This window comes from Bacillus velezensis (assembly GCF_001461825.1).
Lineage (GTDB): Bacteria > Bacillota > Bacilli > Bacillales > Bacillaceae > Bacillus > Bacillus velezensis.
This window is the reverse complement of sequence record NZ_LLZC01000018.1, coordinates 362,168-387,075: the sequence shown is the minus strand read 5'-3', so window position 1 is coordinate 387,075 and position 24,908 is coordinate 362,168. Positions and strand designations below refer to the sequence as shown.

At 46.2% G+C, this 24,908-nt stretch carries 30 protein-coding genes; 12 read left to right on the top strand and 18 right to left on the bottom strand.

All coding sequences use genetic code 11. The features are described from left to right. Nucleotides 1-77: 77 nt before the first annotated feature. From AR442_RS10605 to nupQ, 4 genes are all read left to right on the top strand, one after another. Entirely contained in the window at nt 78-1,151 is a 1,074-nt protein-coding gene (locus AR442_RS10605; RefSeq protein ID WP_007408665.1) for a BMP family lipoprotein, read from the top strand. Between the two features lie 141 nt (nt 1,152-1,292). Continuing rightward, nucleotides 1,293-2,825 (top strand): ABC transporter ATP-binding protein, encoded by a 1,533-nt coding sequence (locus tag AR442_RS10600; protein WP_014418755.1) that lies wholly within the window; start codon nt 1,293-1,295, stop codon nt 2,823-2,825. Further along, nucleotides 2,818-3,864, top strand: a complete 1,047-nt coding sequence (locus AR442_RS10595; RefSeq protein ID WP_014418756.1) for an ABC transporter permease — start codon at nt 2,818-2,820, stop codon at nt 3,862-3,864. Before AR442_RS10600 ends, AR442_RS10595 begins: the two co-directional genes overlap by 8 nt. Then, nucleotides 3,865-4,824 carry a guanosine ABC transporter permease NupQ gene (gene nupQ / locus AR442_RS10590; protein ID WP_003152071.1) on the top strand — a complete coding sequence of 320 codons (960 nt, stop codon included), beginning with the start codon at nt 3,865-3,867 and terminating at the stop codon, nt 4,822-4,824. Nucleotides 4,825-4,868: 44 nt separating this feature from the next. On the opposite strand, the gene AR442_RS10585 is transcribed toward nupQ, so the two are convergent. After that, on the bottom strand, nt 4,869-5,087 hold the full coding sequence (locus AR442_RS10585; protein WP_014721737.1) for a hypothetical protein: 219 nt from the start codon (nt 5,085-5,087) through the stop codon (nt 4,869-4,871). 242 nt (nt 5,088-5,329) lie between these two features. Between AR442_RS10585 and AR442_RS10580 the strand changes: the two genes are divergently transcribed. Genes AR442_RS10580 through mnhG form a run of 7 tightly spaced genes read left to right on the top strand, consistent with a single transcriptional unit; the run spans nt 5,330 to nt 11,099 of the window. Then, entirely contained in the window at nt 5,330-7,732 is a 2,403-nt protein-coding gene (locus AR442_RS10580; RefSeq protein ID WP_053285189.1) for a Na+/H+ antiporter subunit A, read from the top strand. Beyond that, nucleotides 7,729-8,160 (top strand): Na(+)/H(+) antiporter subunit B, encoded by a 432-nt coding sequence (locus tag AR442_RS10575; protein WP_007613424.1) that lies wholly within the window; start codon nt 7,729-7,731, stop codon nt 8,158-8,160. Before AR442_RS10580 ends, AR442_RS10575 begins: the two co-directional genes overlap by 4 nt. After that, nucleotides 8,160-8,501 (top strand): Na(+)/H(+) antiporter subunit C, encoded by a 342-nt coding sequence (locus AR442_RS10570; RefSeq protein ID WP_003152063.1) that lies wholly within the window; start codon nt 8,160-8,162, stop codon nt 8,499-8,501. Before AR442_RS10575 ends, AR442_RS10570 begins: the two co-directional genes overlap by 1 nt. After that, nucleotides 8,494-9,975 (top strand): Na+/H+ antiporter subunit D, encoded by a 1,482-nt coding sequence (locus AR442_RS10565; protein ID WP_021495363.1) that lies wholly within the window; start codon nt 8,494-8,496, stop codon nt 9,973-9,975. Before AR442_RS10570 ends, AR442_RS10565 begins: the two co-directional genes overlap by 8 nt. 5 nt (nt 9,976-9,980) lie before the next feature. After that, the gene (locus tag AR442_RS10560) at nt 9,981-10,457 is read left to right on the top strand and encodes a Na+/H+ antiporter subunit E (RefSeq protein ID WP_022553708.1); all 477 of its coding nucleotides are present in this window, start codon (nt 9,981-9,983) and stop codon (nt 10,455-10,457) included. Then, complete coding sequence (locus AR442_RS10555) at nt 10,457-10,741, top strand: Na(+)/H(+) antiporter subunit F1 (RefSeq protein WP_012118311.1); 285 nt, start codon at nt 10,457-10,459, stop codon at nt 10,739-10,741. The genes AR442_RS10560 and AR442_RS10555 overlap by 1 nt, the downstream gene beginning before the upstream one ends. After that, the gene (gene mnhG / locus AR442_RS10550) at nt 10,725-11,099 is read left to right on the top strand and encodes a monovalent cation/H(+) antiporter subunit G (protein ID WP_003152056.1); all 375 of its coding nucleotides are present in this window, start codon (nt 10,725-10,727) and stop codon (nt 11,097-11,099) included. The genes AR442_RS10555 and mnhG overlap by 17 nt, the downstream gene beginning before the upstream one ends. A 39-nt stretch (nt 11,100-11,138) precedes the next feature. Here mnhG and AR442_RS10545 read toward each other — a convergent pair whose 3' ends face one another. From AR442_RS10545 to degQ, 6 genes are all read right to left on the bottom strand, one after another. Beyond that, nucleotides 11,139-11,522, bottom strand: a complete 384-nt coding sequence (locus AR442_RS10545; protein WP_014418761.1) for a hotdog fold thioesterase — start codon at nt 11,520-11,522, stop codon at nt 11,139-11,141. A 21-nt stretch (nt 11,523-11,543) separates the two neighbouring features. After that, nucleotides 11,544-12,188 (bottom strand): two-component system response regulator ComA, encoded by a 645-nt coding sequence (gene comA / locus AR442_RS10540; RefSeq protein ID WP_014418762.1) that lies wholly within the window; start codon nt 12,186-12,188, stop codon nt 11,544-11,546. 80 nt (nt 12,189-12,268) lie between these two features. Continuing rightward, nucleotides 12,269-14,620, bottom strand: a complete 2,352-nt coding sequence (locus tag AR442_RS10535; protein WP_271259836.1) for a sensor histidine kinase — start codon at nt 14,618-14,620, stop codon at nt 12,269-12,271. Then, nucleotides 14,598-14,768: a competence pheromone ComX gene (gene comX, locus AR442_RS10530; protein WP_032863917.1), complete on the bottom strand. Its 171-nt coding sequence runs from the start codon at nt 14,766-14,768 to the stop codon at nt 14,598-14,600. Before comX ends, AR442_RS10535 begins: the two co-directional genes overlap by 23 nt. Further along, a complete protein-coding gene (locus AR442_RS10525; protein WP_014418764.1) occupies nt 14,768-15,673 on the bottom strand; it encodes a polyprenyl synthetase family protein in 906 nt (301 codons plus the stop codon). Before AR442_RS10525 ends, comX begins: the two co-directional genes overlap by 1 nt. Nucleotides 15,674-15,824: 151 nt before the next feature. Continuing rightward, nucleotides 15,825-15,965 (bottom strand): degradation enzyme regulation protein DegQ, encoded by a 141-nt coding sequence (degQ, locus tag AR442_RS10520; RefSeq protein ID WP_003152043.1) that lies wholly within the window; start codon nt 15,963-15,965, stop codon nt 15,825-15,827. A gap of 464 nt (nt 15,966-16,429) precedes the next feature. On the opposite strand from degQ, the gene AR442_RS10515 reads away from it, so the two are divergent. Beyond that, the gene (locus tag AR442_RS10515; protein ID WP_021495366.1) at nt 16,430-16,771 is read left to right on the top strand and encodes a YuzC family spore coat inner layer protein; all 342 of its coding nucleotides are present in this window, start codon (nt 16,430-16,432) and stop codon (nt 16,769-16,771) included. A gap of 6 nt (nt 16,772-16,777) precedes the next feature. Here the strand turns inward: AR442_RS10515 and AR442_RS10510 are convergent, their stop codons facing one another. From AR442_RS10510 to essA, 11 genes are all read right to left on the bottom strand, one after another. Continuing rightward, on the bottom strand, nt 16,778-18,001 hold the full coding sequence (locus tag AR442_RS10510) for an EAL and HDOD domain-containing protein (RefSeq protein ID WP_007613436.1): 1,224 nt from the start codon (nt 17,999-18,001) through the stop codon (nt 16,778-16,780). A gap of 129 nt (nt 18,002-18,130) precedes the next feature. Continuing rightward, nucleotides 18,131-19,597: a nicotinate phosphoribosyltransferase gene (locus tag AR442_RS10505; protein ID WP_014418767.1), complete on the bottom strand. Its 1,467-nt coding sequence runs from the start codon at nt 19,595-19,597 to the stop codon at nt 18,131-18,133. 17 nt (nt 19,598-19,614) lie between these two features. Then, complete coding sequence (locus AR442_RS10500; RefSeq protein WP_003152033.1) at nt 19,615-20,166, bottom strand: cysteine hydrolase family protein; 552 nt, start codon at nt 20,164-20,166, stop codon at nt 19,615-19,617. A 96-nt stretch (nt 20,167-20,262) separates the two neighbouring features. After that, on the bottom strand, nt 20,263-20,661 hold the full coding sequence (locus AR442_RS10495) for a YueI family protein (RefSeq protein ID WP_003152031.1): 399 nt from the start codon (nt 20,659-20,661) through the stop codon (nt 20,263-20,265). 65 nt (nt 20,662-20,726) lie between these two features. Further along, the gene (locus AR442_RS10490) at nt 20,727-20,975 is read right to left on the bottom strand and encodes a YueH family protein (protein ID WP_003152028.1); all 249 of its coding nucleotides are present in this window, start codon (nt 20,973-20,975) and stop codon (nt 20,727-20,729) included. Nucleotides 20,976-21,046: 71 nt separating this feature from the next. Beyond that, the gene (locus tag AR442_RS10485) at nt 21,047-21,268 is read right to left on the bottom strand and encodes a spore germination protein (RefSeq protein WP_014418768.1); all 222 of its coding nucleotides are present in this window, start codon (nt 21,266-21,268) and stop codon (nt 21,047-21,049) included. 61 nt (nt 21,269-21,329) lie between these two features. Further along, nucleotides 21,330-22,436 carry an AI-2E family transporter gene (locus AR442_RS10480; RefSeq protein WP_014418769.1) on the bottom strand — a complete coding sequence of 369 codons (1,107 nt, stop codon included), beginning with the start codon at nt 22,434-22,436 and terminating at the stop codon, nt 21,330-21,332. 135 nt (nt 22,437-22,571) lie between these two features. Continuing rightward, entirely contained in the window at nt 22,572-22,808 is a 237-nt protein-coding gene (locus tag AR442_RS10475) for a DUF2642 domain-containing protein (RefSeq protein ID WP_014418770.1), read from the bottom strand. 137 nt (nt 22,809-22,945) lie between these two features. Continuing rightward, nucleotides 22,946-23,476, bottom strand: a complete 531-nt coding sequence (locus AR442_RS10470; protein WP_007613450.1) for an HD domain-containing protein — start codon at nt 23,474-23,476, stop codon at nt 22,946-22,948. 164 nt (nt 23,477-23,640) lie between these two features. Continuing rightward, complete coding sequence (locus AR442_RS10465; protein WP_007408685.1) at nt 23,641-24,372, bottom strand: (S)-benzoin forming benzil reductase; 732 nt, start codon at nt 24,370-24,372, stop codon at nt 23,641-23,643. 60 nt (nt 24,373-24,432) lie between these two features. Continuing rightward, on the bottom strand, nt 24,433-24,906 hold the full coding sequence (gene essA, locus AR442_RS10460; protein WP_021495371.1) for a type VII secretion protein EssA: 474 nt from the start codon (nt 24,904-24,906) through the stop codon (nt 24,433-24,435). Between the last annotated feature and the right edge of the window lie 2 nt (nt 24,907-24,908).

Below are 24,908 nucleotides of genomic sequence, written 5' to 3'. Positions count from 1 at the left end.
TTTCGATTCTGCATCCGGTACGGGGACTCAAGTCTGAATTGAACGGCACAGCCATATTTTACAGGGGGGTTATATCTTTGAAAAAACGCAAAATCGGAATGGCGATGGCGCTCATCGCGGCGGCCGGAACCATATTAAGCGCATGCGGTTCAAGTGACAAAGCAAACGGCTCCGGCAGCAAAAACTTTACCGTCGGCATGGTAACGGATATCGGCGGTGTCGATGACAAATCATTTAACCAGTCCGCCTGGGAAGGTATTCAGGCATTCGGAAAAGACAACGGGCTTACAAAAGGCAAAAGCGGTTTTGACTATCTTCAATCAAAATCAGATGCGGATTATACAACGAACTTAAATAAATTAGCGCGGGAACACTTTGACCTGATTTACGGCGTCGGGTATCTGATGCAGGATTCCATCAGCGAAATCGCCGATCAGCGCAAAGACACAAATTTTGCGATCATTGACGCCGTTGTCAAAAAAGACAACGTGGCGAGCCTTACATTTAAAGAGCAGGAAGGTTCATTCCTCGTGGGAGCGGCCGCTGCGCTATCGAGCAAAACGGGAAAAGTCGGATTCGTGGGCGGAATGGAGTCTGAATTGATCAAAAAATTCGAAATCGGCTTCCGCGCGGGTGTACAAGCCGCAAATCCGAAAGCGACCGTCGAAGTGAAATATGCGGGCGGATTTGACAAAGCCGATGTCGGTAAGGCGACGGCTGAAAGCATGTACAAATCAGGCGTTGACGTCATTTATCACGCGGCCGGCGCAACGGGAACGGGCGTCTTCACAGAAGCGAAAAATCTGAAAAAAGAAGATCCGAAGCGGAACGTATGGGTTATCGGTGTTGATAAAGACCAGTACGCGGAAGGTCAAGTCAAAGGCACAAAAGACAATGTCACTCTCACATCAATGGTCAAAAAAGTGGATACAGCCGTAGAGGACTTAACGAAAAAAGCGAGTGACGGGAAATTCCCGGGCGGCAAAACATTAACATACGGTTTGGCGCAAGATGCAGTCGGCATCTCGGATCACAAGGAGAACCTTTCTGACGATGTCATCAAAGCAACAGACGATTGGAAGAAGAAAATCGCGGACGGGCTCGAGATCCCTTCAACTGAAAAAGAATTGAAATCCTTCAAGGCTGAGTAAGAACCAGGGGATAAGGAGACTTCCGTGCTTATCCCCTCTCTTTTATGAAAAGAGCGGTGAAGGAAAAGCTGCATCTCTTGCAGCTTTTCTTTTGCCAAGCTCTTTCTCATCAAAGTATCTCTGAAAAGGAGCGTCAAATCGGTGGATTATATCATTGAAATGCTTAATATACGCAAGGAGTTTCCCGGAATCGTCGCCAATGATGACGTCACGCTTCAAGTGAAAAAAGGCGAAATACACGCCCTTCTCGGTGAAAACGGCGCCGGAAAATCGACACTCATGAACGTTTTATTCGGCCTGTATCAGCCGGAAAAAGGCGAGATCCGGGTGCGGGGCGAGCGCGTTCACATCAACAGCCCGAACAAAGCCAACGATCTCGGCATCGGGATGGTGCACCAGCATTTTATGCTTGTGGATACCTTTACCGTCTCAGAAAATATCATTCTCGGAAAAGAGCCGAAAACATTCGGCCGGATTGACAGACAGCGCGCCGCCCGGGACGTGCGCGATATTTCCGACCGTTACGGCCTGCACATTGATCCTGAAGCCAAAGTTGCCGATATTTCCGTCGGTATGCAGCAGCGGGCGGAAATATTAAAGACCCTCTACCGGGGGGCCGACATTCTCATTTTTGACGAGCCGACCGCGGTGCTGACTCCGCACGAAATTCAAGAACTGATTCAGATTATGAAAAATCTTGTCAATGAAGGAAAATCAATTATCCTCATCACCCACAAATTAAAAGAGATTATGGAAGTCTGCGACCGTGTCACCATCATCCGGAAAGGAAAAGGCATTACAACACTCGATGTCGCACATACGGATCAAGATGAACTGGCAAGCCTGATGGTCGGACGCGAAGTGTCATTCAAGACGGATAAACAAGCGGCCGATCCGAAACAAGAAGTGCTTTCGCTTTCTGATGTAACGGTTAAAGACGCGCGCGGCGTTGAGGCGGTCAAGCAGCTCTCCCTCTCAGTCAGAGCCGGTGAAATCGTCGGCATTGCGGGCGTTGACGGAAACGGCCAGTCTGAATTAATTGAAGCCATTACAGGTCTCAGAAAAACAAATGCCGGCACGATCACGTTAAACGGCAAACAGCTGCAAAACATGCCGCCCAGGAAAGTCACTGAAGCCGGAATCGGGCATATACCGCAGGACAGGCATAAACACGGGCTCGTCCTTGATTTTCCGATCGGAGAAAATATCGTGCTGCAAAGTTATTACCAAAAGCCCTACTCTTCTTTCGGCATACTAAATAAACACACGATTTATGACAAAGCGCGAAGCCTGATTGAAGAATACGATGTCAGAACACCTGATGAATATACGCCTGCGCGCGCTCTCTCCGGGGGGAATCAGCAAAAGGCCATTATCGGCCGGGAAGTGGACAGAAATCCGGATCTTTTAATTGCGGCCCAGCCGACGCGGGGACTCGATGTCGGCGCGATTGAATTCGTCCATAAAAAGCTCATTGAGCAGCGTGATGCCGGTAAAGCGGTGCTTCTGTTATCTTTTGAACTTGATGAAATAATGAATCTCAGCGATCGCATCGCCGTCATCTTTGAAGGCAGCATCATCGCAAACGTCAATCCGCTTGAAACAAACGAGCAGGAGCTCGGACTTTTAATGGCGGGAAGTAAGCAAATGGAGGCGGGGAAAACACATGATTAATCGACTTTCTCATCTGGCTGTGCCGCTGATTGCGATCATCCTTGGGTTAGCTGCGGGTGCGGTCATCATGCTCGCCAGCGGCTACAATGTCGTAAGCGGGTATTCGGCTCTTTGGAGCGGCATTTTCGGTGAAGTGTATTACATCGGGGAATCGATCCGGCAGATTACGCCATATATTTTGTCCGGATTGGCCGTGGCATTCGCATTTCGGACCGGCCTGTTTAATATCGGGGTTGAAGGACAGCTCCTTGTCGGCTGGACCGCCGCGGTGTGGGTCGGCGCTTCCTTTGACGCCCCCGCTTACATCCACCTTCCGCTTTCGTTATTGGCGGCCGCGGCTGCGGGCGGCATGTGGGGCCTGATTCCCGGATTTTTAAAAGCCCGTTTTTTTGTCCACGAAGTGATTGTCACGATCATGATGAATTATATCGCTCTTCATTTAACCAATTATCTCATTTCCGATGTCATGACGGACCACCGGGACAAAACAGACAAAATTCATGAAAGCGCGTCGCTCCGCTCGCCGTTTTTAGAGCAGCTGACAGATTACTCCCGCCTTCACTGGGGCATTCTGATCGCTCTGTTTGCGGCAGTTCTCATGTGGTTTATCATTCATAAAACAAAAAGCGGATTTGAATTCCGGGCTGTCGGCTTTAACCAGCACGCCGCACAATACGCCGGAATGAGCGTCAGAAAAAATATGATGTACGCCATGATGATTTCCGGCGCCTTCGCAGGGCTTGCCGGCGCGATGGAAGGACTCGGAACCTTTCAATACGCGGCGGTTAAGGGCGCCTTTACCGGCGTCGGCTTCGACGGCATTGCGGTTGCGCTTCTCGGCGGCAGCACGGCAATCGGCGTTGTTCTGGCGGCATGTCTTCTCGGCGGCCTTAAAGTCGGGGCATTAAATATGCCGATTGAATCCGGGGTGCCTTCTGAAGTCGTTGACATCGTCATCGCCATTATTATTTTGTTTGTGGCATCAAGCTACGCCATCCGTCTCATCCTTGATAAATTGAAGAAAAAGGGGGCGAAGTAAGTGGACTTCCTGCAGATTTTATCCATTATTGTCCCGGCAACACTCGTATATGCGGCTCCGCTTATTTTAACCGCTCTCGGCGGCGTGTTTTCTGAAAGATCGGGAGTTGTCAACATCGGTCTTGAAGGACTGATGATTATCGGCGCCTTTACAAGCGTCATGTTCAACTTATTTTTCGGACGCGAGCTTGGCGCCGCCGCTCCGTGGCTCGCCTTGGCTGCGGCTATGATTGCCGGCGGACTGTTCTCACTGATCCACGCGGCTGCCGCGGTTTCTTTCCGCGCCGATCAGACGGTAACCGGTGTGGCGATCAATATGCTCGCGTTAGGAGCGACACTGTTTATCGTCAAGCTGATTTACGGAAAGGCCCAGACTGATAAAATCCCGGAGCCCTTTTACAAAACGAACATTCCCGGGTTAAGCGATATTCCGGTTTTAGGAAAGATTTTCTTTTCCGACGTATATTATACGTCGATTTTAGCCATCGTACTGGCCTTTGTTTCCTGGTTTATTTTATTCAAAACGCCGTTCGGCCTCCGCATCCGTTCTGTCGGGGAACATCCGATGGCGGCCGATACGATGGGAATCAATGTGTTCGGCATGCGCTATATCGGCGTTATGATCAGCGGGCTGTTCGGCGGGCTCGGCGGCGGTGTATATGCTTCCACGATCGCGCTTGATTTCACCCACTCCACCATTTCCGGGCAAGGCTTTATCGCTCTTGCCGCGCTGGTTTTCGGCAAATGGCATCCGATCGGCGCGCTCGGGGCGGCGCTGTTCTTCGGGTTTGCGCAGAGTTTGAGCATTATCGGCTCGCTTTTGCCCCTGTTCAAAGACATTCCGAATGTATACATGCTGATGGCTCCTTACATTCTGACCATTCTCGCGCTTGCCGGCTTCATCGGCCGCGCGGACGCGCCTAAAGCCAACGGCATCCCTTACATTAAAGGAAAACGCTGATTGCCACACAAAAAGAGTTCCGCACCCTGGTGCCGGAACTCTTTTCATCTATATACGATTCTGATATACTCACGCGGCTGAAACGGCGTTTGCATTGATTCAGCCGCACTCAGCTTGTCTTCTGCGTATTCCGCACCGAGAAAAAAACGCTCCCAATTATCCGCCTCCGTCTGCTGCCTCCCTTTGCAGAAATCGTCCGCTATGAATGTTCCTGCAATAATAGAACAAAATATTCCAATACAGGCCGCCGCCTTTCTCTTCATCTGACCAGCTCCTTTTTTAAAAGCTTGATCTGAAAGATAAATGTATATACAAAGATCAGGATATTTGATAAATTTATTTTGGGTTCAAAAGACCACAAAAACACAGAAAGGAATACATTATGCCGTAGCAGGGTAAAAAAAAGTGCGATATAATTTGTACTGGGTCCTATGACCGTGAATTGATTGATTCACTCTTACATAAAGCAGTTGCTTGATGAAAAACAAGCAAAGGAGGTCTTCTGTTGCAGCTGTTACATTTCGCGATTTTGGCGCCTTTTTTATTTGCATTTATCGTTCCCTTTCTTTATAAACGGGTAAAACAAGTCCATACAGGCTGGTTTGTGCTGATAGTGCCCGTTGTGCTGTTTGTTTACTTTATCAGCAAGCTCCCTGTCACAATGGCTGGGGAAACCGTCCGGTATGCGGCCGAATGGATTCCGTCCCTCGGTATTAACTATACCGTTTATATTGACGGACTCGGGCTGTTATTCGCTTTATTGATTACGGGCATCGGCTCTTTGGTGACGCTTTACAGTATTTTTTACTTATCGAAGGACAAAGAAAAGCTCGGCCCCTTTTATGTGTACCTGCTGATGTTTATGGGCGCGATGCTCGGCGTTGTGCTCGTCGATAACGTCATCGTGCTTTATATGTTCTGGGAGCTGACAAGCCTGTCATCCTTCTTATTAATCGGGTATTGGCATAAGCGGAAGAAATCACGCTACGGGGCGGAAAAGTCACTGCTGATTACCGTCGGCGGCGGACTGTGCATGCTCGGCGGCTTTATCCTGCTGTATCTGATGACGGATTCTTTCAGTATCAGGGAAATGGTCAACCAGGTGCATATTATCGCAGGCCATCCGTTCTTTATTCCGGCGATGGTTCTCCTGTTATTGGGGGCCTTTACGAAATCAGCGCAGTTTCCGTTTTATATCTGGCTGCCTGATGCCATGGAGGCGCCGACTCCTGTCAGCGCCTATCTGCACTCGGCTACAATGGTGAAAGCGGGCATTTATGTGATTGCCAGATTCAGTCCGGTTTTTGCATTTTCACCCGTCTGGTTTTGGACGGTTGCCTCAGTCGGTCTGATCACGATGGTATGGGCTTCCTTCAATGCGATTAAACAAACCGATTTAAAAGCGATTCTGGCATTTTCCACAGTCAGTCAGCTCGGTATGATTGTATCGATGCTCGGCGCAGGAGCCGCCGCGCTTCATTACCAGCATTCAGAGTATTTTACGGCGGCTGTCACCGCGGCTGTGTTTCACTTAATTAACCATGCTACTTTTAAAGGAAGTTTATTTATGGCGGTCGGCATTATCGACCATGAAACGGGAACACGGGACATCCGCAGGCTCGGCGGCCTGATGGCGCTTATGCCGGTAACGTTCACCGTTTCACTGATCGGAACGTTTTCCATGGCGGGCCTCCCTCCGTTTAACGGCTTTTTAAGTAAAGAAATGTTCTTTACAAGTATGCTGCGGATTGCTCATGCAGATATTTTCAGCCTGGATACGTGGGGCGTGCTGTTCCCCGTTCTCGCATGGATCGGGAGCGTCTTCACTTTCATCTACAGCATGAAGCTGTTTTTCAGAACGTTCAGCGGCGCGCGCAAACCTGATCAGCTTGAAAAGACGCCGCATGAAGCACCGCTCGGCATGCTGATTTCGCCGGTGATCCTTGCCGCTTGCGCCGTCAGTCTGTTTTTTGCACCGAACGTTTTGTCTTACAGCCTGATTGAACCGGCGATGAACTCCATTTATCCGGCTCTGTTAACCGGCGGAGATACATTCCATGTCCATATTTCCCAGTGGCACGGGGTGACGGCTGAGGTAATGATGACCCTCGGCATCATCATTGTCGGCACGATCGGTTACGTAACGCTGTCTAAATGGGAGCGTTTGTACGGTCTGTTTCCGAAAAAACTGACGCTGAACAAGCTTTACGATGCGGTGACGGGCAGTATGGAAAAAAGATCTTACCAGCTGACGTCATCGTATATGACCGGATTTTTGCGGGATTATCTGCTGTATATTTTTGCGGCGTTTATCATTCTCATCGGAGCGGCGTTCGTCATGAAAGGCGGCTTTTCCATGACAACGAAAGGCATGGCTGAAATCGGCCTGTATGAAATCGTGCTGTCCCTCGTTATGGTGAGCGCAACGATTGCGACTGTGTTCGCCAAATCGCGGCTGACGGCCATTATCTCACTCGGTGTTGTCGGGTACACACTCGCGCTGTTTTTCGTGATTTTCAGAGCGCCCGATCTGGCGCTCACGCAGCTCGTCATTGAGACGATATCCGTCGCCTTGTTTCTTCTTTGTTTTTACCATCTGCCGAAAATGCGGCGGAAAAAGAAGACAAGAACATTCCGGATGACGAATTTTATCATTTCTCTCGGTGTCGGCGTCATCGTGACAATGCTCGGAATCGCGTCTTCCAGCGAAAAAACAAAAGACAGCATCTCCTCCTTTTTCACCGCTTACAGCCATAAGCTCGGGGGAGGAAACAATATCGTCAACGTCATCCTCGTTGATTTCAGGGGATTTGATACGATGTTTGAAATCACGGTGCTGTCGATTGCCGCACTCGGGATTTACGGCATGATCAGAACGAAAGTAAAAGAGGAGGGAGAAGAGCGTTGAGACAGCAAAAAACAAACGACATCATCCTTCAGACGGCAACGAAGCTTGTATCTTTTATCATTCTGCTTTTCTCTTTCTATTTATTTTTATCGGGGCATAACGCTCCCGGCGGAGGATTTGTCGGCGGACTGATTACGTCTTCGGCCATCGTGCTGTTGCTTTTGGCCTTTGATTTAAAAACCGTCAAATCGATTTTGCCCGTCAATTTTATTTATGTGGCGGGCGCGGGTCTGCTTATCGCGATTGCAACGGGTGCAGGTTCGTTCTTATTCGGAGCACCCTTTCTCACCCATACATTCGGCCATTTTCATCTCCCGGTGCTTGGGAATACGGAGCTTGCAACGGCCACTTTGTTTGATTTAGGTGTGTATCTCGTTGTTGTCGGCGTGACGATGACCATTATTCAAACGATTGGAGAGGAAGAATAATGGAAATCTTAATGTCTGTCATTGCCGGTATTTTGTTTATGGCGGCAACCTACCTGCTGCTTTCTAAAAGTCTGCTGCGCGTGATTATCGGCACCGCGCTTTTAAGCCACGGCGTCCATTTGCTGCTCCTGACCATGGGCGGACTGAAAAAAGGCGCTCCTCCCATACTGGGCGGAAAAAGCACGTCGTTTGTCGATCCGCTGCCGCAGGCACTCATACTGACGGCGATCGTTATTTCGTTCGGCGTCACGTCCTTTTTGCTTGTGATGGCGTTTCGCGCCTATCAGGAACTGAAAACGGACGATATGGATCGAATGAGGGGAAATGATCAACATGAATAACTTTGTGATATTGCCTATTCTGGTGCCGCTGCTTGCCGCAGTGCTGCTGATTTTTATGAACAGGCGCGTGATGCTGATGCGGATATTCAGCACTGCCGCTTCCTGTGTCTCCATCGCCATCAGCGCCGCTCTCGTTCAGACGGTTTTCACACACGGGATTCAGACGCTGACACTCGGCGGCTGGAAAGCGCCGTACGGCATTGTGCTCGCCGCGGATCAGCTTGCCGCACTGCTTGTTTTGACAACCGCCATAATCGGGCTGCTCGTCACCCTGTACTCCTTCCGCTCCATCGGAGAAAAAAGGGAGCGCGCTTTCTATTATTCAGGGGTGCAGTTTCTTCTGGCCGGCGTAAGCGGAGCGTTTTTGACGGGTGACCTGTTCAACATGTACGTCTTTTTTGAGCTTCTGCTTATCGCGTCCTACATGCTGATCGTGCTTGGCGGAACGAAAATTCAATTAAGAGAATCATTGAAGTATATCGTGTTTAACATTGTGTCATCCGCGTTTTTTGTCATCGGCGTCGGTTACTTATACGCGGTGACGGGCACGCTGAATATGGCTGATCTAAGCGTAAAAATAAGCGAATCGGGCCAGACCGGGCTGATCACCGTCATCGGCGTCCTTCTTCTCGTCGTTTTCGGTTTAAAGGGCGGAATATTCCCGCTGTATTTTTGGATGCCGGGCTCTTATTACGCCCCGCCGGCTGCAATTTCGGCTTTATTCGGGTCTCTTTTGACGAAAGTCGGACTGTATGCCATTTTAAGAGTATTCACTCTGATCTTTATTCACGATACGGGCTTTACCCACCAATTGATGATGTGGCTTGCGATGCTGACGGTGCTATTCGGCGTAATCGGATCTATCGCCTTTTCGGATGTCATGAAAATCGTCATCTACAATATTATTACAGCCGTCGGCGTGATTTTGTTCGGCATTGCCATGAACACGCCGGCCTCCATTCAAGGAGCGGTTTATTACTTGATTCACGATATGCTGATTAAAGGAGCGCTGTTTATGCTTGCCGGCACGCTTATCGCATTGACAGGCACTGCCAGCCTGCATAAAATGGGCGGACTGATCACCCGTTATCCCGTTTTAGGATGGATGTTCTTTATTTCAGCCATATCTTTGGCCGGCATCCCGCCGTTCAGCGGATTTGTGGGCAAGCTGAAGATCGCGGAAGGCGGGTTCGATAAGGGGGAAACATTGTTTTCCGTATTGATTCTCTTATCAAGCCTGCTTGTGCTCTATTCCGTGCTGAAGGTTTTTACGACGGCTTTTTGGGGGGAAGAAAAAGAAATCCCCGGCGCAGGCGGACGGTCCGCAAAAGGACTTCTTTATCCGGCAGCCGCTTTTCTCCTTTTGTCGCTTCTGTTCGGGCTCGGAACCGAATGGGTTTCACCGTATGTCAATCAGACGGCTGAGAATCTGCTGAATCCGGAAAAATACATTGAAGCTGTTTTGAAGGAGTAGATGGCATGGCTTTTCAACTATTATTAAATGTTCTTCTCGCTGTTTGCTGGATGTTTCTCACAAACAGCCTCAGCGCGGCGGGTTTTTTGACCGGATTTATCGCGGGATTGGCGGCGCTGTTTTTTTTCCGGCGCTTCTTCTCGCGGCCGTTTTACATTTGGAAAATATGGTCGGTCATCAGACTGATGCTGATCTTTATAAAAGAATTATATTTGGCCAATGTCAGCGTGCTGAAAACCGTTATATCGCCGAAACTGAACATCCGCCCGGGCATTTTCGCATTTAAGACGGAATTGACGGAGGATTGGGAGATCACGCTGCTCTCGCTGTTAATCACTTTAACACCGGGTACGCTCGTGATGGATATCTCCGATGACCGGTCGATTCTCTATATACACGCCATGGACATTGAAGATGCGGAGAAAGCAATCCATGACATCCGCGTCTCTTTTGAGAAAGCCATTCAGGAGGTGAGCCGCTGATGTTTACGTTTATTCTGCAATTATCACTCGGCATTATGGCGGTTTCGACTCTTCTGTACGTCATTCGCGTCATAAAAGGGCCTACGATACCGGACCGGGTCGTCGCGCTTGATGGGATCGGCATTAATCTGATTGCCATGACCGCGCTTGTATCCATTCTCTTAAACACATCGGCCTTTTTGGACATCATACTGCTGCTCGGCATTTTATCGTTTATCGGCACGATTGCCTTTGCTAAGTTTTTGGAGAAAGGAGAGATTATCGAAAATGATCGAAATCGTTAAATGGGCCGTCGCCGTTTGTATTCTGATGGGATCGCTGATCTGCCTGGTCGCGTCTTTCGGCACACTCAGGCTTCCTGATGTGTATACGCGCGCCCACGCCTCTTCAAAAGGCTCGACACTCGGCGTTAATTTGGTATTGCTCGGGGTGTTAGGCTACTTGTGGATGCTGACCGGAGAAATTTCTGTAAAAATACTGCTCGGCATCATTTTTATCCTGCTGACGGCGCCGGTCGGAGCGCACCTCATATGCAGGGCCGCGTACAATTCGGGAGCGGCGCTTGATAAAAGAAGCGTTCAGGATGATTACAAAGGGATCAGAAACTTTGTGATCAAACGAAAAGAAGATTCATATTTGTAAAAACAAACAGCCGGACGATTCAGGGTTCCGGCTGTTTGTTTATTTTGTTATAACAGCCAGCGTGCAGCGGGAAACACAGATCAGCCTTTCCCGTTCATCGAAAATGTTAATCTCGTACACAATGGTTGCCCTGCCTGTGTGAACGGGTTTCGCAATCGCCGTGACCGTCCCGCCCTCTTTCACGGATTTTAAATGATTGGCATTAATCTCAAGCCCGACACACGCCTGTTTCGATCGGTCGATAAAATGCTGGGCCCCGACACTTGCAACAGTCTCCGCCAGCGCTGCTGACGCGCCCCCATGCAGATATCCGAAAGGCTGCACCGTTCTCTTATCCACCGGCATCACCGCCACGCATCTCTCCGGCGTGTTTTCAGTGATTTCAATACCGAGTGCGCCGAGCAATGTATTGTTCAGATTCATAGGTCATTCTCCCTTCAAGATTTATAGTACGTTATCTGACTTGGCGATCAGCACCGCTTCAGTGCGGGAGCCGACATTCAGCTTGTTAAAAATGGATGTCAGGCTGTATTCAATCGACCGCTTGCTTAAGTGAAGCGCATCTGCGATTTCCTGATTGGTCAAACCTTTTTCGACCTCTTGGAGAATATGGCGCTCTCTCTGTGTTAACCGATCCTGCTCACTTTGAGGGGAAGAAGACGTTTTTGTTTTTTGCTGGGTCATCAGCTGTTTGAAATAGGAGAAATCAACTAAAATCTGTCCGTTGAGCACGTGATATATGTATTGCATGATTTTCTCTTTAGATTCGGTTTTGCTGATGGCGCCATGAAGGCCCGCGCGGATGGATTCTTCAAAATAATCTTCAACCTCATAGCCTGTGTAGACAATGATTTTACAGAGAGGATTCTCTTTTAAGATTTTCTTGGAAAGCTCTATGCCGCTGATGTCATCACCCAGATTTAAATCCATTAATATGAGATCGTAAGCTGAAAAATCATGCCGGAGAACGAATTGTTCACTGGCATCAGGACTGAGGCAATCGACAGAAAGATTCGTGTCCGTTTCCAGAATCGTCTTGGTGCCCTCCATGACAGCCGGATGATCATCAATCACTAGTATCTTTTTCATGGTTTCCTCCCTTTTACTCACTCATTTCCATTTTATTAAAAAGACTTGGCTTCTGCCAAGTCGATTTGGTGATAAATTGGTTACAATTCCATTTCAATATCCGCTTTAAAACCGTTTCCTTCACTTGTGTCGATTTTCATCCGTCCGTCAAGCGCCCGGACACGCTCCTTAATACCCGAAAGACCCATGCTCATCGACTGCCCGCCGCCTTCTTCCTGATTGCATCCGACACCGTCGTCTTCATAATGCAGAATCACTTTATTTTGAATGCTGATCAGCATAATCAGCACCTCATTCGCCTGTGAATGCTTCATGGCGTTCGAAAGAAATTCCTGAATGATGCGGTACAAATTCAGCTGTGTATCCAAATCCAGCGCCGCCGTAAACCGGCCCGTATTCAGACGGATATGAAATGGCGCACGCTCCTGCTGCTGCGCGGCAAGCTTGGATACCGCCTTGACCAGACCCAAATCATACAGCAGCTGAGGACGAAGCTCATGGCACGTCTCCCGGGTCATCAAAATGACATCCGACATCTGCTCATTCATCTGATGAAGCTTGTCCTGCACCTCTAACTGGCAAGGCTCCTCTTTCTTAAAATCGGCCAGAAACAGCTCACACTGGCGCTTCAAAGAAATCAAGTCCTGCAGCACTGAATCATGCAGATCACGGGCCAAATCCGAACGCTGCTTTTCCTCGATCGTAAACATCAGCTTTTTGAGCCAGACCGGGTTTGAGCCTTGTTGCTTTAGATCTTGTAAATGGTTCATGAGTTCTTCGATCTGCAATATGTTTTCCATCGAAACACTTGTATAAAAAGACAATGTCTTTAACCAAGATATCTCATCTCTTGTCAGTCTTGGAGTATTAATGCTCGACAAACAAAGCAGAACGTATGAGTTTGCCCCTCTTTCTCCAATCTTCATCAGAAAACCTTGATTTACTTCAATAATCTTGCCAATCTCTGATGTGACTTTATCAAATTCTTTTTTATACGGCTGCCAGTTCGGTTCACTGTTCTGTTTATCAAAATACAGAATGTCTCCGTCAGAATTGATTTCAAATATATAAGCTTTACTAACAGGCAAGACGTCCAAAATAGTCTTTTTCAAATTCATAAACACTTGATTTAAAGCTGATACGCTTTTAAGAAGCTGTGTATATTTAAATATGCTGTCTTGGTAATTGTATTTTTCAGAGAAACGCTTTAAGCGAAACTTAAAGTCTAGAACTTCTTTGAAATAAAAAACGGCTAGCATGATTAGAAATACAAACAATGTAATTTGGAAAGTGTCAAAATTTTTATTTTTGTTGATGAATACTACAAATACCCAAACGATTCCTATCGTCGGAATAACTGCTAACAAGCAATAATACCTCAAACGGCCTAACAAGAAATCAATGTTGTAAATCTTATTTACGACAAATTGATATACCAATGCTAAAGGTATGAGCAGAAGAAAAGGTGCAGTAACTACAGCGCTATATACATATTGTCCAAAAATAATCAATGGAGCAATATATAATAAAGAAAAGGGTAAAAAAGCAATTGTATTAGAAACCAGAAGTACTTTTAACAGGTAAGAGAAATCCTTTTTTCTATGTTTTATTTGATATAATATGAGACTAACATAAACTACAATCATTTCTAATAAAAATGTTAAAAGGTTAAGGCTTACAATTAAATGATGACCTATTCTATCTCTAAATAATTCAAGCAGGATATTAATTAGAGGAAGAAGGTACAATAAACCAACGTAAATTCCTCTCGAAAATTTCACTTTAAGTTCTTTGAAATATTGATGCAAGAAATTTAGATATAAAACAGGCACAGCTAAAAAGGTGTAAAGATTAATGTACCTATTAATACGATAACCTCTTGTAACCCCTCCTGCGCTTAAGTATGCAATAGAAATACACAGTAAAAAGCAAATAAGAATATACGCTGAGACGCTATCTTTTCTTAGGTTGACTTTAAATATATAAAATATGCATATTAAACTAAGAAGAAAAAAGATACACGGAATAATATACGAAAAGAAACTATATGGACTATCTAAATAAATGAATTCAATATTTTTAAGTTCTATTAAACGCCCGTCTCTCTCAACTTTTAAATACTTAATTTTCGCAAGGTATGAACCATAAATATTTTCTTTTTTAGGTTTTCCGCCATTTATTTCAGTAATTCTGTCCCCAATTTTTAGACCCATTATTCTTCCATAAGAAGATTTTGAAATATCCACAACTTTTAATTCTTGGTTAGAAGACTGAACTACTTTTGTTCCTATTAATATTCCATTCTGAGTATAATAAATTATAAAAGTAAAATAAAAAATTCCGAACAATAATAAAGCAACCGTAAAACATTTCAGCAATTGTCTCAAGGAACCACAACTCTCTTGTTTTTTAAGTAAACCAAGCTGGGTCATTTCTTCTTATTTTTACATTATTATCAAAAATCTCAAGAATAGTTGGGATAAGTGAATTTGGGATACTAAGTAAACTAACTTCTTCTTTTTTTAATTTCTCTAGTACTTCTGGGTTTTTCATTAAATAATTTACGATGTCTTGATTCATTATACTGTGCCCTCATTCAATGATTTGTAATGCAATAACTCAATTTCAATATTTATTTTGTTTAATTCATTCATTATTTTATCTTCATATAATTTAATCATGATAGAAATATATTGAATCACCCCAGCATCCCAAAGCTTTTGTTTGAACGCGTCTTTATCTGAAAGCAATAATTGATATTCCTGGTTTGAATTCATTATTTTAAGAATTAATACTGACATCGGATTAAATTTTCGTTTTAAGTATAATAAAACTAAGTTATTTCTTTTTTTGTTAATATCACTGCGTTCTTTATTAAATAACCCATAATAATCATTCTCTATTTGTTTCACAATTCCTAACAAGTAAGAATAATTCTCAACAGTCTCGTTATATTCCCCGGATGCAAGCATTGTTCCCAGTACACATGGCATCGCAGTAAGTGAACCTGATTTATGTTTTATCATTTCGAGGCACTCTTCTTCAGTCTCGGCCACATTCCTTAAGTCATCATGCTGCCCCTGCATTGCTTCTAATGCATATTTTAAGGCTAACTGAGAAAATTCGGAAACTGTACAAAGCGAATTAATGAGATGGAGACTAATTGTATAGAGAGATGTTGATGCATTTAGCGAAACTGAGCGGTCAATTTTCATCCAAAGAGCACTGTCATTATCCTCATCTTCATGGTCATCCAAGATATCAAATGATAAAATCAACAATTCAATTCCAACAGCCAGTAGCTCTATTTCTTTGAAATTTGCTCCGTTAAATGCTATGTAATGCTGATATGCCAGGTTTCCAAAAAAGAAGGATTCTTTTGTTTCAATGAAAGAGCACAGCAGACTGATCAAATCTGAATTGTAAAGATTATCATTTACAATTTCCTTCATCTTCTCTTTAATCGTTTCGGCATCTAAACACATTTGCTCAATAATTGTCTTCACCCTCCCATTCTATTTTACTAAATGCAGGTGATGAAAGACAGCAGGTTTTTCGTTTTTTAACAATCGTATAATACTTTATCCACGAAATGGATAAAAAATGCACAAAAAAAAGACTTGTTTCCAAGTCTTTTTAAGAAATTTTCATTGCATATGAGAATTTATCGAGCTGATCAATGCTTTTGTTAATGTTTCGTAATGAGTCGGTTGTTTCTCTGATATCATTTTCAAGTCGGAATAATAATTGCTTTACTTCTTCTAATTTGTTTTCCACCGTTTCCACACTCCTTTTTTTGAAAGATCAATGAATTGTGTATGGTGAACGAGTCCTAGGTATTTGATCTGTTACTAATAGTGTAAACGTTTTTGCGGGATTTTTCACCGAAAAGTATGTGTAAAAGTATCTGCGTGACACCGCAAACCGAGGTAATCCCATAGTCCCGAACGGAGCATTTAGCGAACAGGACTATATAACTACCAGAAAGGCAGACGTTTAGGATGAAGCAGACCAATCTGGCGGTTCTGCTGTTTTTTTAACGGTTTTCCGACAAACCGGCAAGGACTATAGTCCCTGCCGTCGCAATTTCAAAACAGAATGGGCGAACAACGTCGCATAACCACCGACAAACACCGAAAAGACCGCAACCCCCGCATTGTGGTCTTTTGCATGTCATAACTCGTTATCACGCCGCCTATACTCATGTATAACGAATGTTTTCTCAGGAAGGAGGCCGCCGTATGCATTATGTGTATCCATGCTTCCCTGTTTTCGCCGCGCCATACCGGAATCCTGCACCCAGTCCTCCGGTTCACGCAGATATTTTGACAGCGTCCGCAAAAGAAGCTGCGGGCATGCTGGAGGATGCGCGCCTGCTCCTTGCGCGGCTGTCGGCGTCAAAAGAGCTTGCGCGCCGCATCCTCACCGCAGCGCAATCATCTGACACCGCAGCGGTCAAGCGGCTCATTAAGCAGACCGGCATCAAAAATGACTTTGACGTGACGTATAATCCCGACGGCATCCGTGTCAGTCTGGTCAGAGAGCAAAGCCGATTTATCATCGCCCTCAGGTGGTCGGCTTAAAGCGGCTCAATCCACGATCAGCTGCCGGCACCATTCGATCGCCTGTAGGTAACATTCATACGCTTCTTCTTTGTTCAGTTCTTTTCCCCACTCGTCACAGTCCCAGTTGTTGCATTCAATGGCTTTGACGAGCGCGAGCATCTTATAATAATCGTTTTCATAACCGAGCAGCGCCTGTCCGACTTCATCGATTAAAGGCAGTTCTTTGATGATATCCTCCAGCTCCCTGTGGAGAAGCGTATCGATGAGCGAAAACATGCCGATCAGCATGTAAGAAGAGGGCTGGGGCCTTCCGGTTCTTTTCGCCAGCAGTTCGCACAGTTTGGCCCTGATTAAGGAAATCTTAATGATTTCTTTTTGGCTTGAGTGGCTTTTCGCCGTTAAATCTCTGAATGAAAGAATGTAAATCAAGCGCTTAATCTCATTCAGCCCGAGCATCATGATGGCCTGCTGGATGCTGTCTATCTTTTTTTTCAGCCTTGTTTGCGATCCGTTTAAAAAACGCAGAATCTGATACGATAAGCTGACGTCCCGCTCTATGTATTCCGTCACGCGCTGTATATTGGGCTGGTCATTGTTTAATTCGCTTAAAAGCTGGTAGTAAGAATGAAAATGAAACGTCAGATCATTTCCGCTGATGACACGCGGTTCACTGAAAAAATATCCTTGAAACAGGTGAAAGCCGTCTATGGCCGCCTGTTTATAATCTTTTCTCGTCTCCACTTTCTCCGCTAAATAAATCAGACTTTTACAGCTGTACGTCTGAATGATTTTTTTGCGCTCCAGACGCGAGGATTGCAAAAAGTCGATTTTTAAAATATCAATATATTTCATCAGCTGTTCCACTAACTCTTCATTTTCCGGATTGATGGCGTAAAAATCATCAAGTGCTAATGTATATCCTAATTTCTTCAGCTGTCTGCATCTTGAGATGAGTGCCGGAGTGATCGGTATGTCCTCAAGAATTTCGATAATAAGCTGGTCAGGATCAAAGGAGGTAGGGAGATCTGAAAACATCAGGCTTTCTGTAAAATTCACAAAGCAGCGTTTCCCCTCAGTCAGCTTTTCGATTCCGATGTTGATAAAGCTGTTAATAATGAGATCCGTCGTAGCTTTATCTCCGTCAGCGGCCGAATAACGGTTCTCTTCGCTCTCCCGGTAAAGAAGTTCATAAGCAACAACCTGTTCGTTTCTGTTGAAGATAGGCTGTCTCGCAACAAACACCTTCATTCATTTACCCCCTTAGATACGGCCTTCGAACATAAGTATATCAAATAATTTGACGAAATTTGTCTAAATGTGAAAAATATTATCACAACAAAAAGGCCTTTCCAGAGAAAGGAAAGGCCGCTTTGTCTTCTATTCAAGTTCCCGTTTCAGCTCGCTTTTGATTTCATGAATCCGCTGCATCTTGTTGCTCCAGCAGTCTTCGCTTAAATCGACCGGATATTCTTCCGGCTTGCTGATCCGTTTGTATTCCTCCCACAGAAGTTTGAGGTTATCCTGCACGTATTGCTGGATGTCGGTAATTTCGGGATTATCATAGCATAAAACGCCGTTTTCAAAGATCGGCTCATGCAGGTCTTTCGCATAGAAATCAGTGACGAATTTGCTGACGAACGTGTGGACGGGATGGAACATTTTTAAACGTTTCTGATCATTTACCCGCTCGTCATAAAGCGCGATATAATCACCTTCCGAGTGGTGATTCAGCTTGTTGATAATCCGGTATACTCTCTTTCTTCCCGGCGTTGTCACTTTTTCAGGGTTTGACGAAATTTTAATGGTGTCAGTCAGTTTGCCGTCCTCTTCAATGGCGACAAGCTTGTAAACCGCGCCGAGGGCCGGCTGATCGTATGCGGTAATCAGCTTCGTGCCGATGCCCCACGTATCGATTTTCGCTCCTTGGGATTTCAGATTTAATATCGTGTGCTCGTCAAGATCGCTTGAAGCAATGACCTTTGCGTCTGTGAAACCCGCTTCATCAAGCATTTCACGCGCTTTTTTTGACAGGTACGCCAAGTCCCCGCTGTCCAAGCGGATGCCGATGAAGTTGATCCGGTCGCCGAATTCCTTTGCGACTTTAATCGCATTCGGCATGCCCGAACGGATCGTATCGTACGTATCTACGAGAAATACGCAGTCTTTGTGGGTCTCCGCATATTTCTTAAATGCCGTATATTCATCGCGGTACGCTTGTACGAGCGCATGAGCGTGCGTGCCGGATACCGGTATATTAAAACGCTTTCCGGCTCTTACATTACTCGTTGCGCTGAAGCCGCCGATCAAAGCCGCTCTCGCTCCCCACATGGCCGCATCCATTTCATGGGCGCGCCGCGTTCCGAATTCGAGGGCGTCTTCGTCACCGACAACGCCTTTGATGCGGGCCGCTTTCGTGGCGATTAATGTTTGGTAATTCACAATGTTAAGCAGAGCCGTCTCAATCAGCTGGGCTTCGATCAGGGGCGCTTCGACCCGCATAATCGGTTCGTTGTTAAAAACGAGCTCGCCTTCTTTCATGCTGTAAAGAGATCCGGTAAAAGAAAGATCCCGTAAATAATCAATGAAATCATCAGCATAGTGCAATTCCGTTTTTAAATAATTCAGATCGCTGTCGGTAAATTTGAAGTTCTCCAAGTATTCGATTGCTTTTTCTAAGCCCGCAAATACCGCATAGCCGTTTTCAAAGGGAAGCTTTCTGAAAAAAAGCTCAAAAATCGCTTTTTTCTCATGAATGCCGTCTCTCCAGTACGTTTCGGCCATATTAATTTGATAAAGATCTGTATGTAAAGACAAACTGTCGTCTTTAAAACCATGCTCCACCAAAATTATTTTCCCCTTCCTTACTCTGCCACTTGCGCTCCGATGCTGTTCTTAAAATGGGACAGGGCCCATTCATGCCCTTCCGGATTAAAGCTGGCCACAGCGTTTTGATGAATGACGATCTGAAAGCCCTTGTTGTAGGCGTCAACCGCCGTGTGAAGAACGCAGATGTCCGTGCACAGGCCCGCAAGATGCAGCTCAGTGATCTGCCGTTCCCGCAGTTTCAGCTCTAAATCCGTTCCCGCAAAAGCAGAATATCTCGTTTTTTCCATATAATTTACGTTTTTTGCGTGTTTATGTTTCTCATAAAGAGGCGATAGCCTTCCGTACAGCTCTTTGCCCTCCGTGCCGTTAATATTATGCGGAGGAAACAGGCGTGTCTCGGGATGAAAGTCATCGTCTGCATCATGCGAATCTACCGCAAAGACAACGTAATCACCGTTTTCTATAAATGCTTGCGTCAAACTGACAATCGTATCTTCAATCTGTCTCGCGGGTTCTCCGCAGGTTAATGCCCCGTTCTCTGCTGCAAAATCATTCGTATAATCAATGCATATAAATGCTTTTTTCATAGCCGGCCTCCCCGCCATTCATATGAAAACCATTATATCCTATCTCCACTTGTAAGTGAATTGGCATTGTAAAATGACAAACGGTGTTTTGCCCTTTTAAGATTTCAGGAGTGAGCGCTGAAAAATGTCATCCTGTACGTAAATGCCGTCAAGGTTCACGGCATAATCGGCGGCAAAAACCAGGCCGAGCGGCGTTTCGAATTGAAGGTCCGATATGACGGAGCTTCGGACACCGGCAAGTGCGGCAAGCTTCATATATGGTGAATAAGCATGATACGGGAGCCTTCCGTTTATATAGAGCACCGCGTCTTTTCGGCTTTTCAGCGCCTGTTTCACTTCTTCATACGGCTGCTTTTGCAGCACCTGTCCCTTCGTCAGGGCAATGATGACTCTTTCACGCAGCGAGCCTAAAAATAAATGGCGTTCATCCGGTTTCGTCTGCAGAGGGCCGTACATCCCCTGCTGTAAATAAAGGTCAACCGTTTTGTCGCTCATCGGCCTGTCCCTCCTCAGCTTGTTTTACAATTATCGCCCCGGACGGGACGCGGTAAACCGCTTCGTTACATTTCAGCCACCCAATGGGAGATCTTTCCGGCGAGCTCTCCGGCGGGCTCTTCTTCAATCAGCTTGCTGAATGATTGTAAAAGCCGCTGCGCCAGCGCCTTTTTCTCTTCCTCATAGGAAATGATCGTGCTCCACTCAAGTTCCGGAACGGCTACAAGGGTATGCTGTTCTTTTTTATTTTCATGCAGATATACATCACCGATCATTCCGGACTGCACGGTAATATTCGCTTTTCTGATTTTCATAAAAATTCCCCTTTTATAAAGACTGATTCTATTATACTACAAAAAAGCGACAGCCTCCTAAAAGGAGGCTGTCACGCGTTGAACCAATCAGGTTCGTCAAACACATCGATGTCTTCAAAGCGCGTTTTGCTGAATTTATTAGTGACTTTGATAAAATCTCCGGAATGAAACGCCCCTGCCCCCGCGCCTGAGTGGTCAACGGCTTTGGGAGAAATGGCAAACACGTCACCGAAGCTCGCCGCAGCGTCTCCGGCTAAACTCATAATATAAATCGGTCCCACAATTGCAGGCATACCCACACCTCCGCTTTTCTTTACAGCATTTTATGCGCTGCATCGGGAGTTGTGCCCGTTTTTATTTCGGCTTGCGGCTGTCTTCGAGCTTTGACCGCTGACGAAGTTTGATAAGCCGGACGATATTTAAGACGAAAGCTTTTAAAACCGCGTAAACCGGCACGGCCAGAATCATTGCGAGAATGCCGCCGAAACTGCCCGCTCCGATAAGCAGAAGAATAATGGTGAGCGGGTGGGTATTCAGCCGTTTCCCGATGACAAGCGGAGAAAGCAGGTTCCCGTCAAGCTGCTGGACGACAACGACAACAATAACGGCAAACAGCGCCTTAGCCGGCGAATCCATAAACGCGATAATCACCGCGGGCGCCGCCCCGAGAAACGGCCCCAGGTACGGAATGATATTGGTGACGGCGATCACCATCCCGAGAATTAACGCATACTGCAGGCCGATGATCCAATATCCGATAAAGCATGCCGTTCCGACAAAGAGACAAATCAGCAGCTGGCCTTGGAAATAGGCGGCCAATGTGACATATAAGTCGTTAAATATTTTCCTGCCTTCCGCCCGGTAGGAAGAAGGCAGGATTTTGACTGCCAAGAGCGGAAACCGCCGGCCGTCCTTCAGCATATAAAACAAAATGAACGGAACGGTGATCACGACAAGCGTGATATTCGTAACGACGCCGAACACGGCCGACAGGCTTGCCGTAATATTTTGCGGAAGGCTTTGTAAAAATCCCGTCAGAGACTGCTGGATTTTTTCTATCGACACATAATCCTGCGTCATCATCCACGTAAACCATTTGGAATGGGATAATTGCGCCGTCAAGACTTGAATCTGATGAATGTAATCAGGGAAATTGTTAATCAGCCCCGTGACCTGGGAAGCCACAATCGGTCCGATGGCGGTGAACATAAAGGCAATCAGGCCGATGAAAACGAGATAAATGAGCAGGATCGCCAATGTCCGGGGGATTTTTTTCTCAAGCAGGCGCACGATCGGATTAAAAATGAAAAACAAAATGCCCGAGATCAAAATCGGGAAAAACAGAGTGGTGATAAAACCGAAAAACGGCTGAAAAATAAACGAGACTTTCGTTGATACGTAAATAATGAGCAAAACGAGCAAAATTTGCAGCGTCCAAAAATGGACCTTTGATTTCAACAAGCGGTTTCCTCCTATTGTTATGTGAACTTGTACTGTGATTGTACCAAAAAAAGCCGCCGTGCATCTATGTATCTCAAAAAGAAGACGCACCGGGGTTCTATAGAGCCGCCTCCGGTTTGCGCCTTATTCGGGCTGTTACACGCGTTCGGTATAATCAGGCATGACGGAAACCACATGGCGGTTTCTGATATAAAATACACGGTCATGCGTTTCTTCAATGGCGATGTGATCCGGAGTGGCATCAATCAGCCGTCCTCTGATAATGCGTCTGACGGTTTGAATAATAAACCTTGAGCCGATAAGCTTATGGATGGTCTGATAAACGTAAGGGTCCACTAACGAGACGATTTGCGGGCTTCCTTGATGGGCCATTTTCGCTGATCCCCTTTACTATGTTTTCCTTCAGCATATGCAGCGGACAAAGGCTTTGACACAGTACGTCTATCGGAGCGGAAAAGGTGTTAGTGAGCATGCGGAGTTATGTAAGCGGAAAAGGCCGCATGAGTGGCCTAGACTGAGCTTCTTATGGGATATTGGGCTTGGTCAATTAACTGATCAAGCTTTTGGATTTGTTTGAGCGCGGCCGTGTGATCCATTTGGCGGTAATGGTGATGTCCGCCGGGTTCTTCATCGAGTTCATCCGCTTGTTTCACGATTTGCTGGAGCGTATTCTTGTCCAGTTCGCCTTCAGGCAGATAGGAATCGGTGTGAAGCAGAATCGCCAGCGCAATGTCCTTCGCCGCTTTCGGTTCTTCACCGAGCCGGATGAGCAGCTTATGCGCCCGTTCCGCGCCTTTAATGGCATGGATATCGTTTCTTCTGTACTTTTCATAATCCCATTTGCCGTCTGTGTACCATTCATAATGGCCGACGTCATGCAGTAAAGCCGCTTTCGCCGCAAGATCCGGGCTGACACCTGCTTTTACGGCAAGACGGTATGCATGAAACGCGCAGGCGATCGCATGGGCGACACCGGAACGCTGTAAATACTTTTGTGCGATTGGATGGGTGAAGACATCCATTAACGTTACATTTCTCATGGAAACCCCTCCTTATTTATATTTTTAGAATCCTAACATAAATCGAGAAGAAACTCAATTCATCTGATACATTTCTTATACCCCTTATACGTTGTTTCATTCATCATATGCCGCCGGACTCCGAAGTGATTGTACAAACAAAAAAGAGCAGCGTGAAAGCTGCTCTACAAAAATTCTTTGATATCGTATATCCGTCCGTTTTCCGGCTCGCCCGCGATCAGTGAGTGAATGACGCCGGCGATGTATTCAGGACTTCTGAGGTTTTTCGTTTCTTTCAGATTGCGGAACCGTTCGATGTCATGGAAATCTTCTTTTGACGAAGAACGGATGACAGCCTGCATGTCTGTATCCATCACTCCCGGCGAGAATGAGATCATGCGGACCGGCAGTTCTTCATCTTCCTGTTCAAACCCGAATGTTCTCGTAAACATATCAAGCCCCGCTTTTGAGCTGCAATACGCGCTCCAGCCTTTATAAGGATTTTTCGCCGCGCCCGATGTGATGTTGACAATTGTTTTGCTGCCGCTGAACGCTTCGAAACGCTTTGTGAACATTTGGCTGAGCAAAACGGGCGCCGTCAGATTAAGGGTGTAATGGCGGTTCAATTCTTCGGCGGAAGCCTCTTTCGCCCGCTTGATCGGTTCCACCATTCCGGCATTGTTGATCAGTGTGACGGCGGAGTACCCCTTCTCCTCTGCTTGATCAAGAATCGCCTTCATCTGCCGCCCGGTATCTGCCAGGTCGGTTAGATCAACACTGTATTCTGTCAGTCCCTCGCGCTTTTCCCCGCTTATCGTTCTTGAAAGCGCGGCGACTTCGGCTCCTTCTTGAAGCGCCTGTTCCGTAAGCGCCCGGCCCAAGCCTTTTGACGCGCCTGTTATAAGAAAAAACTGCATGAAACTCCTCCTTTTTTTCTTATTTTACGGGCTGTCTTCCCGCAAACACAAGCGATCCGTTTACCGCTTTGCCTTTTCCTGCGCCGTGACTTTCGGGATCAGATAGATCATGGCCGCAATCCCGAGGAGGATCAAGACGGCATAAATGACAGGCAGCAGAAAAGAAGTCTTTTTCTCTTCCGTTTCCATATCTGCCGAGGTACGCCTCACCGCCGGCTCGGCAAATGTGATACCCAGTTTTTTCGATTGCGCTTTGATCGTATTCGGCTCCGTGTCTGACGATGTAAACAAATTTGATATCAGTTTGTCATCCGGGTTTTCGGCCGGCTGATCAAACGTGATATCCTTCTGTTCTTTCGGAAGCGCCGTTTTTTCCTCAGAGTAGGCATCGTCGTGCAGGTAATCCGTACGAATTTCAATGTCTTTCTTTTCATATTCATTCGGCTTGACATCAGTATTTTCCTCATTCGCGGCTGCGGCTTGGGGAAGGAAAAGGAAAAAGGAGAGAGCAAACAGCAGCAATCCTTTTTCCATGA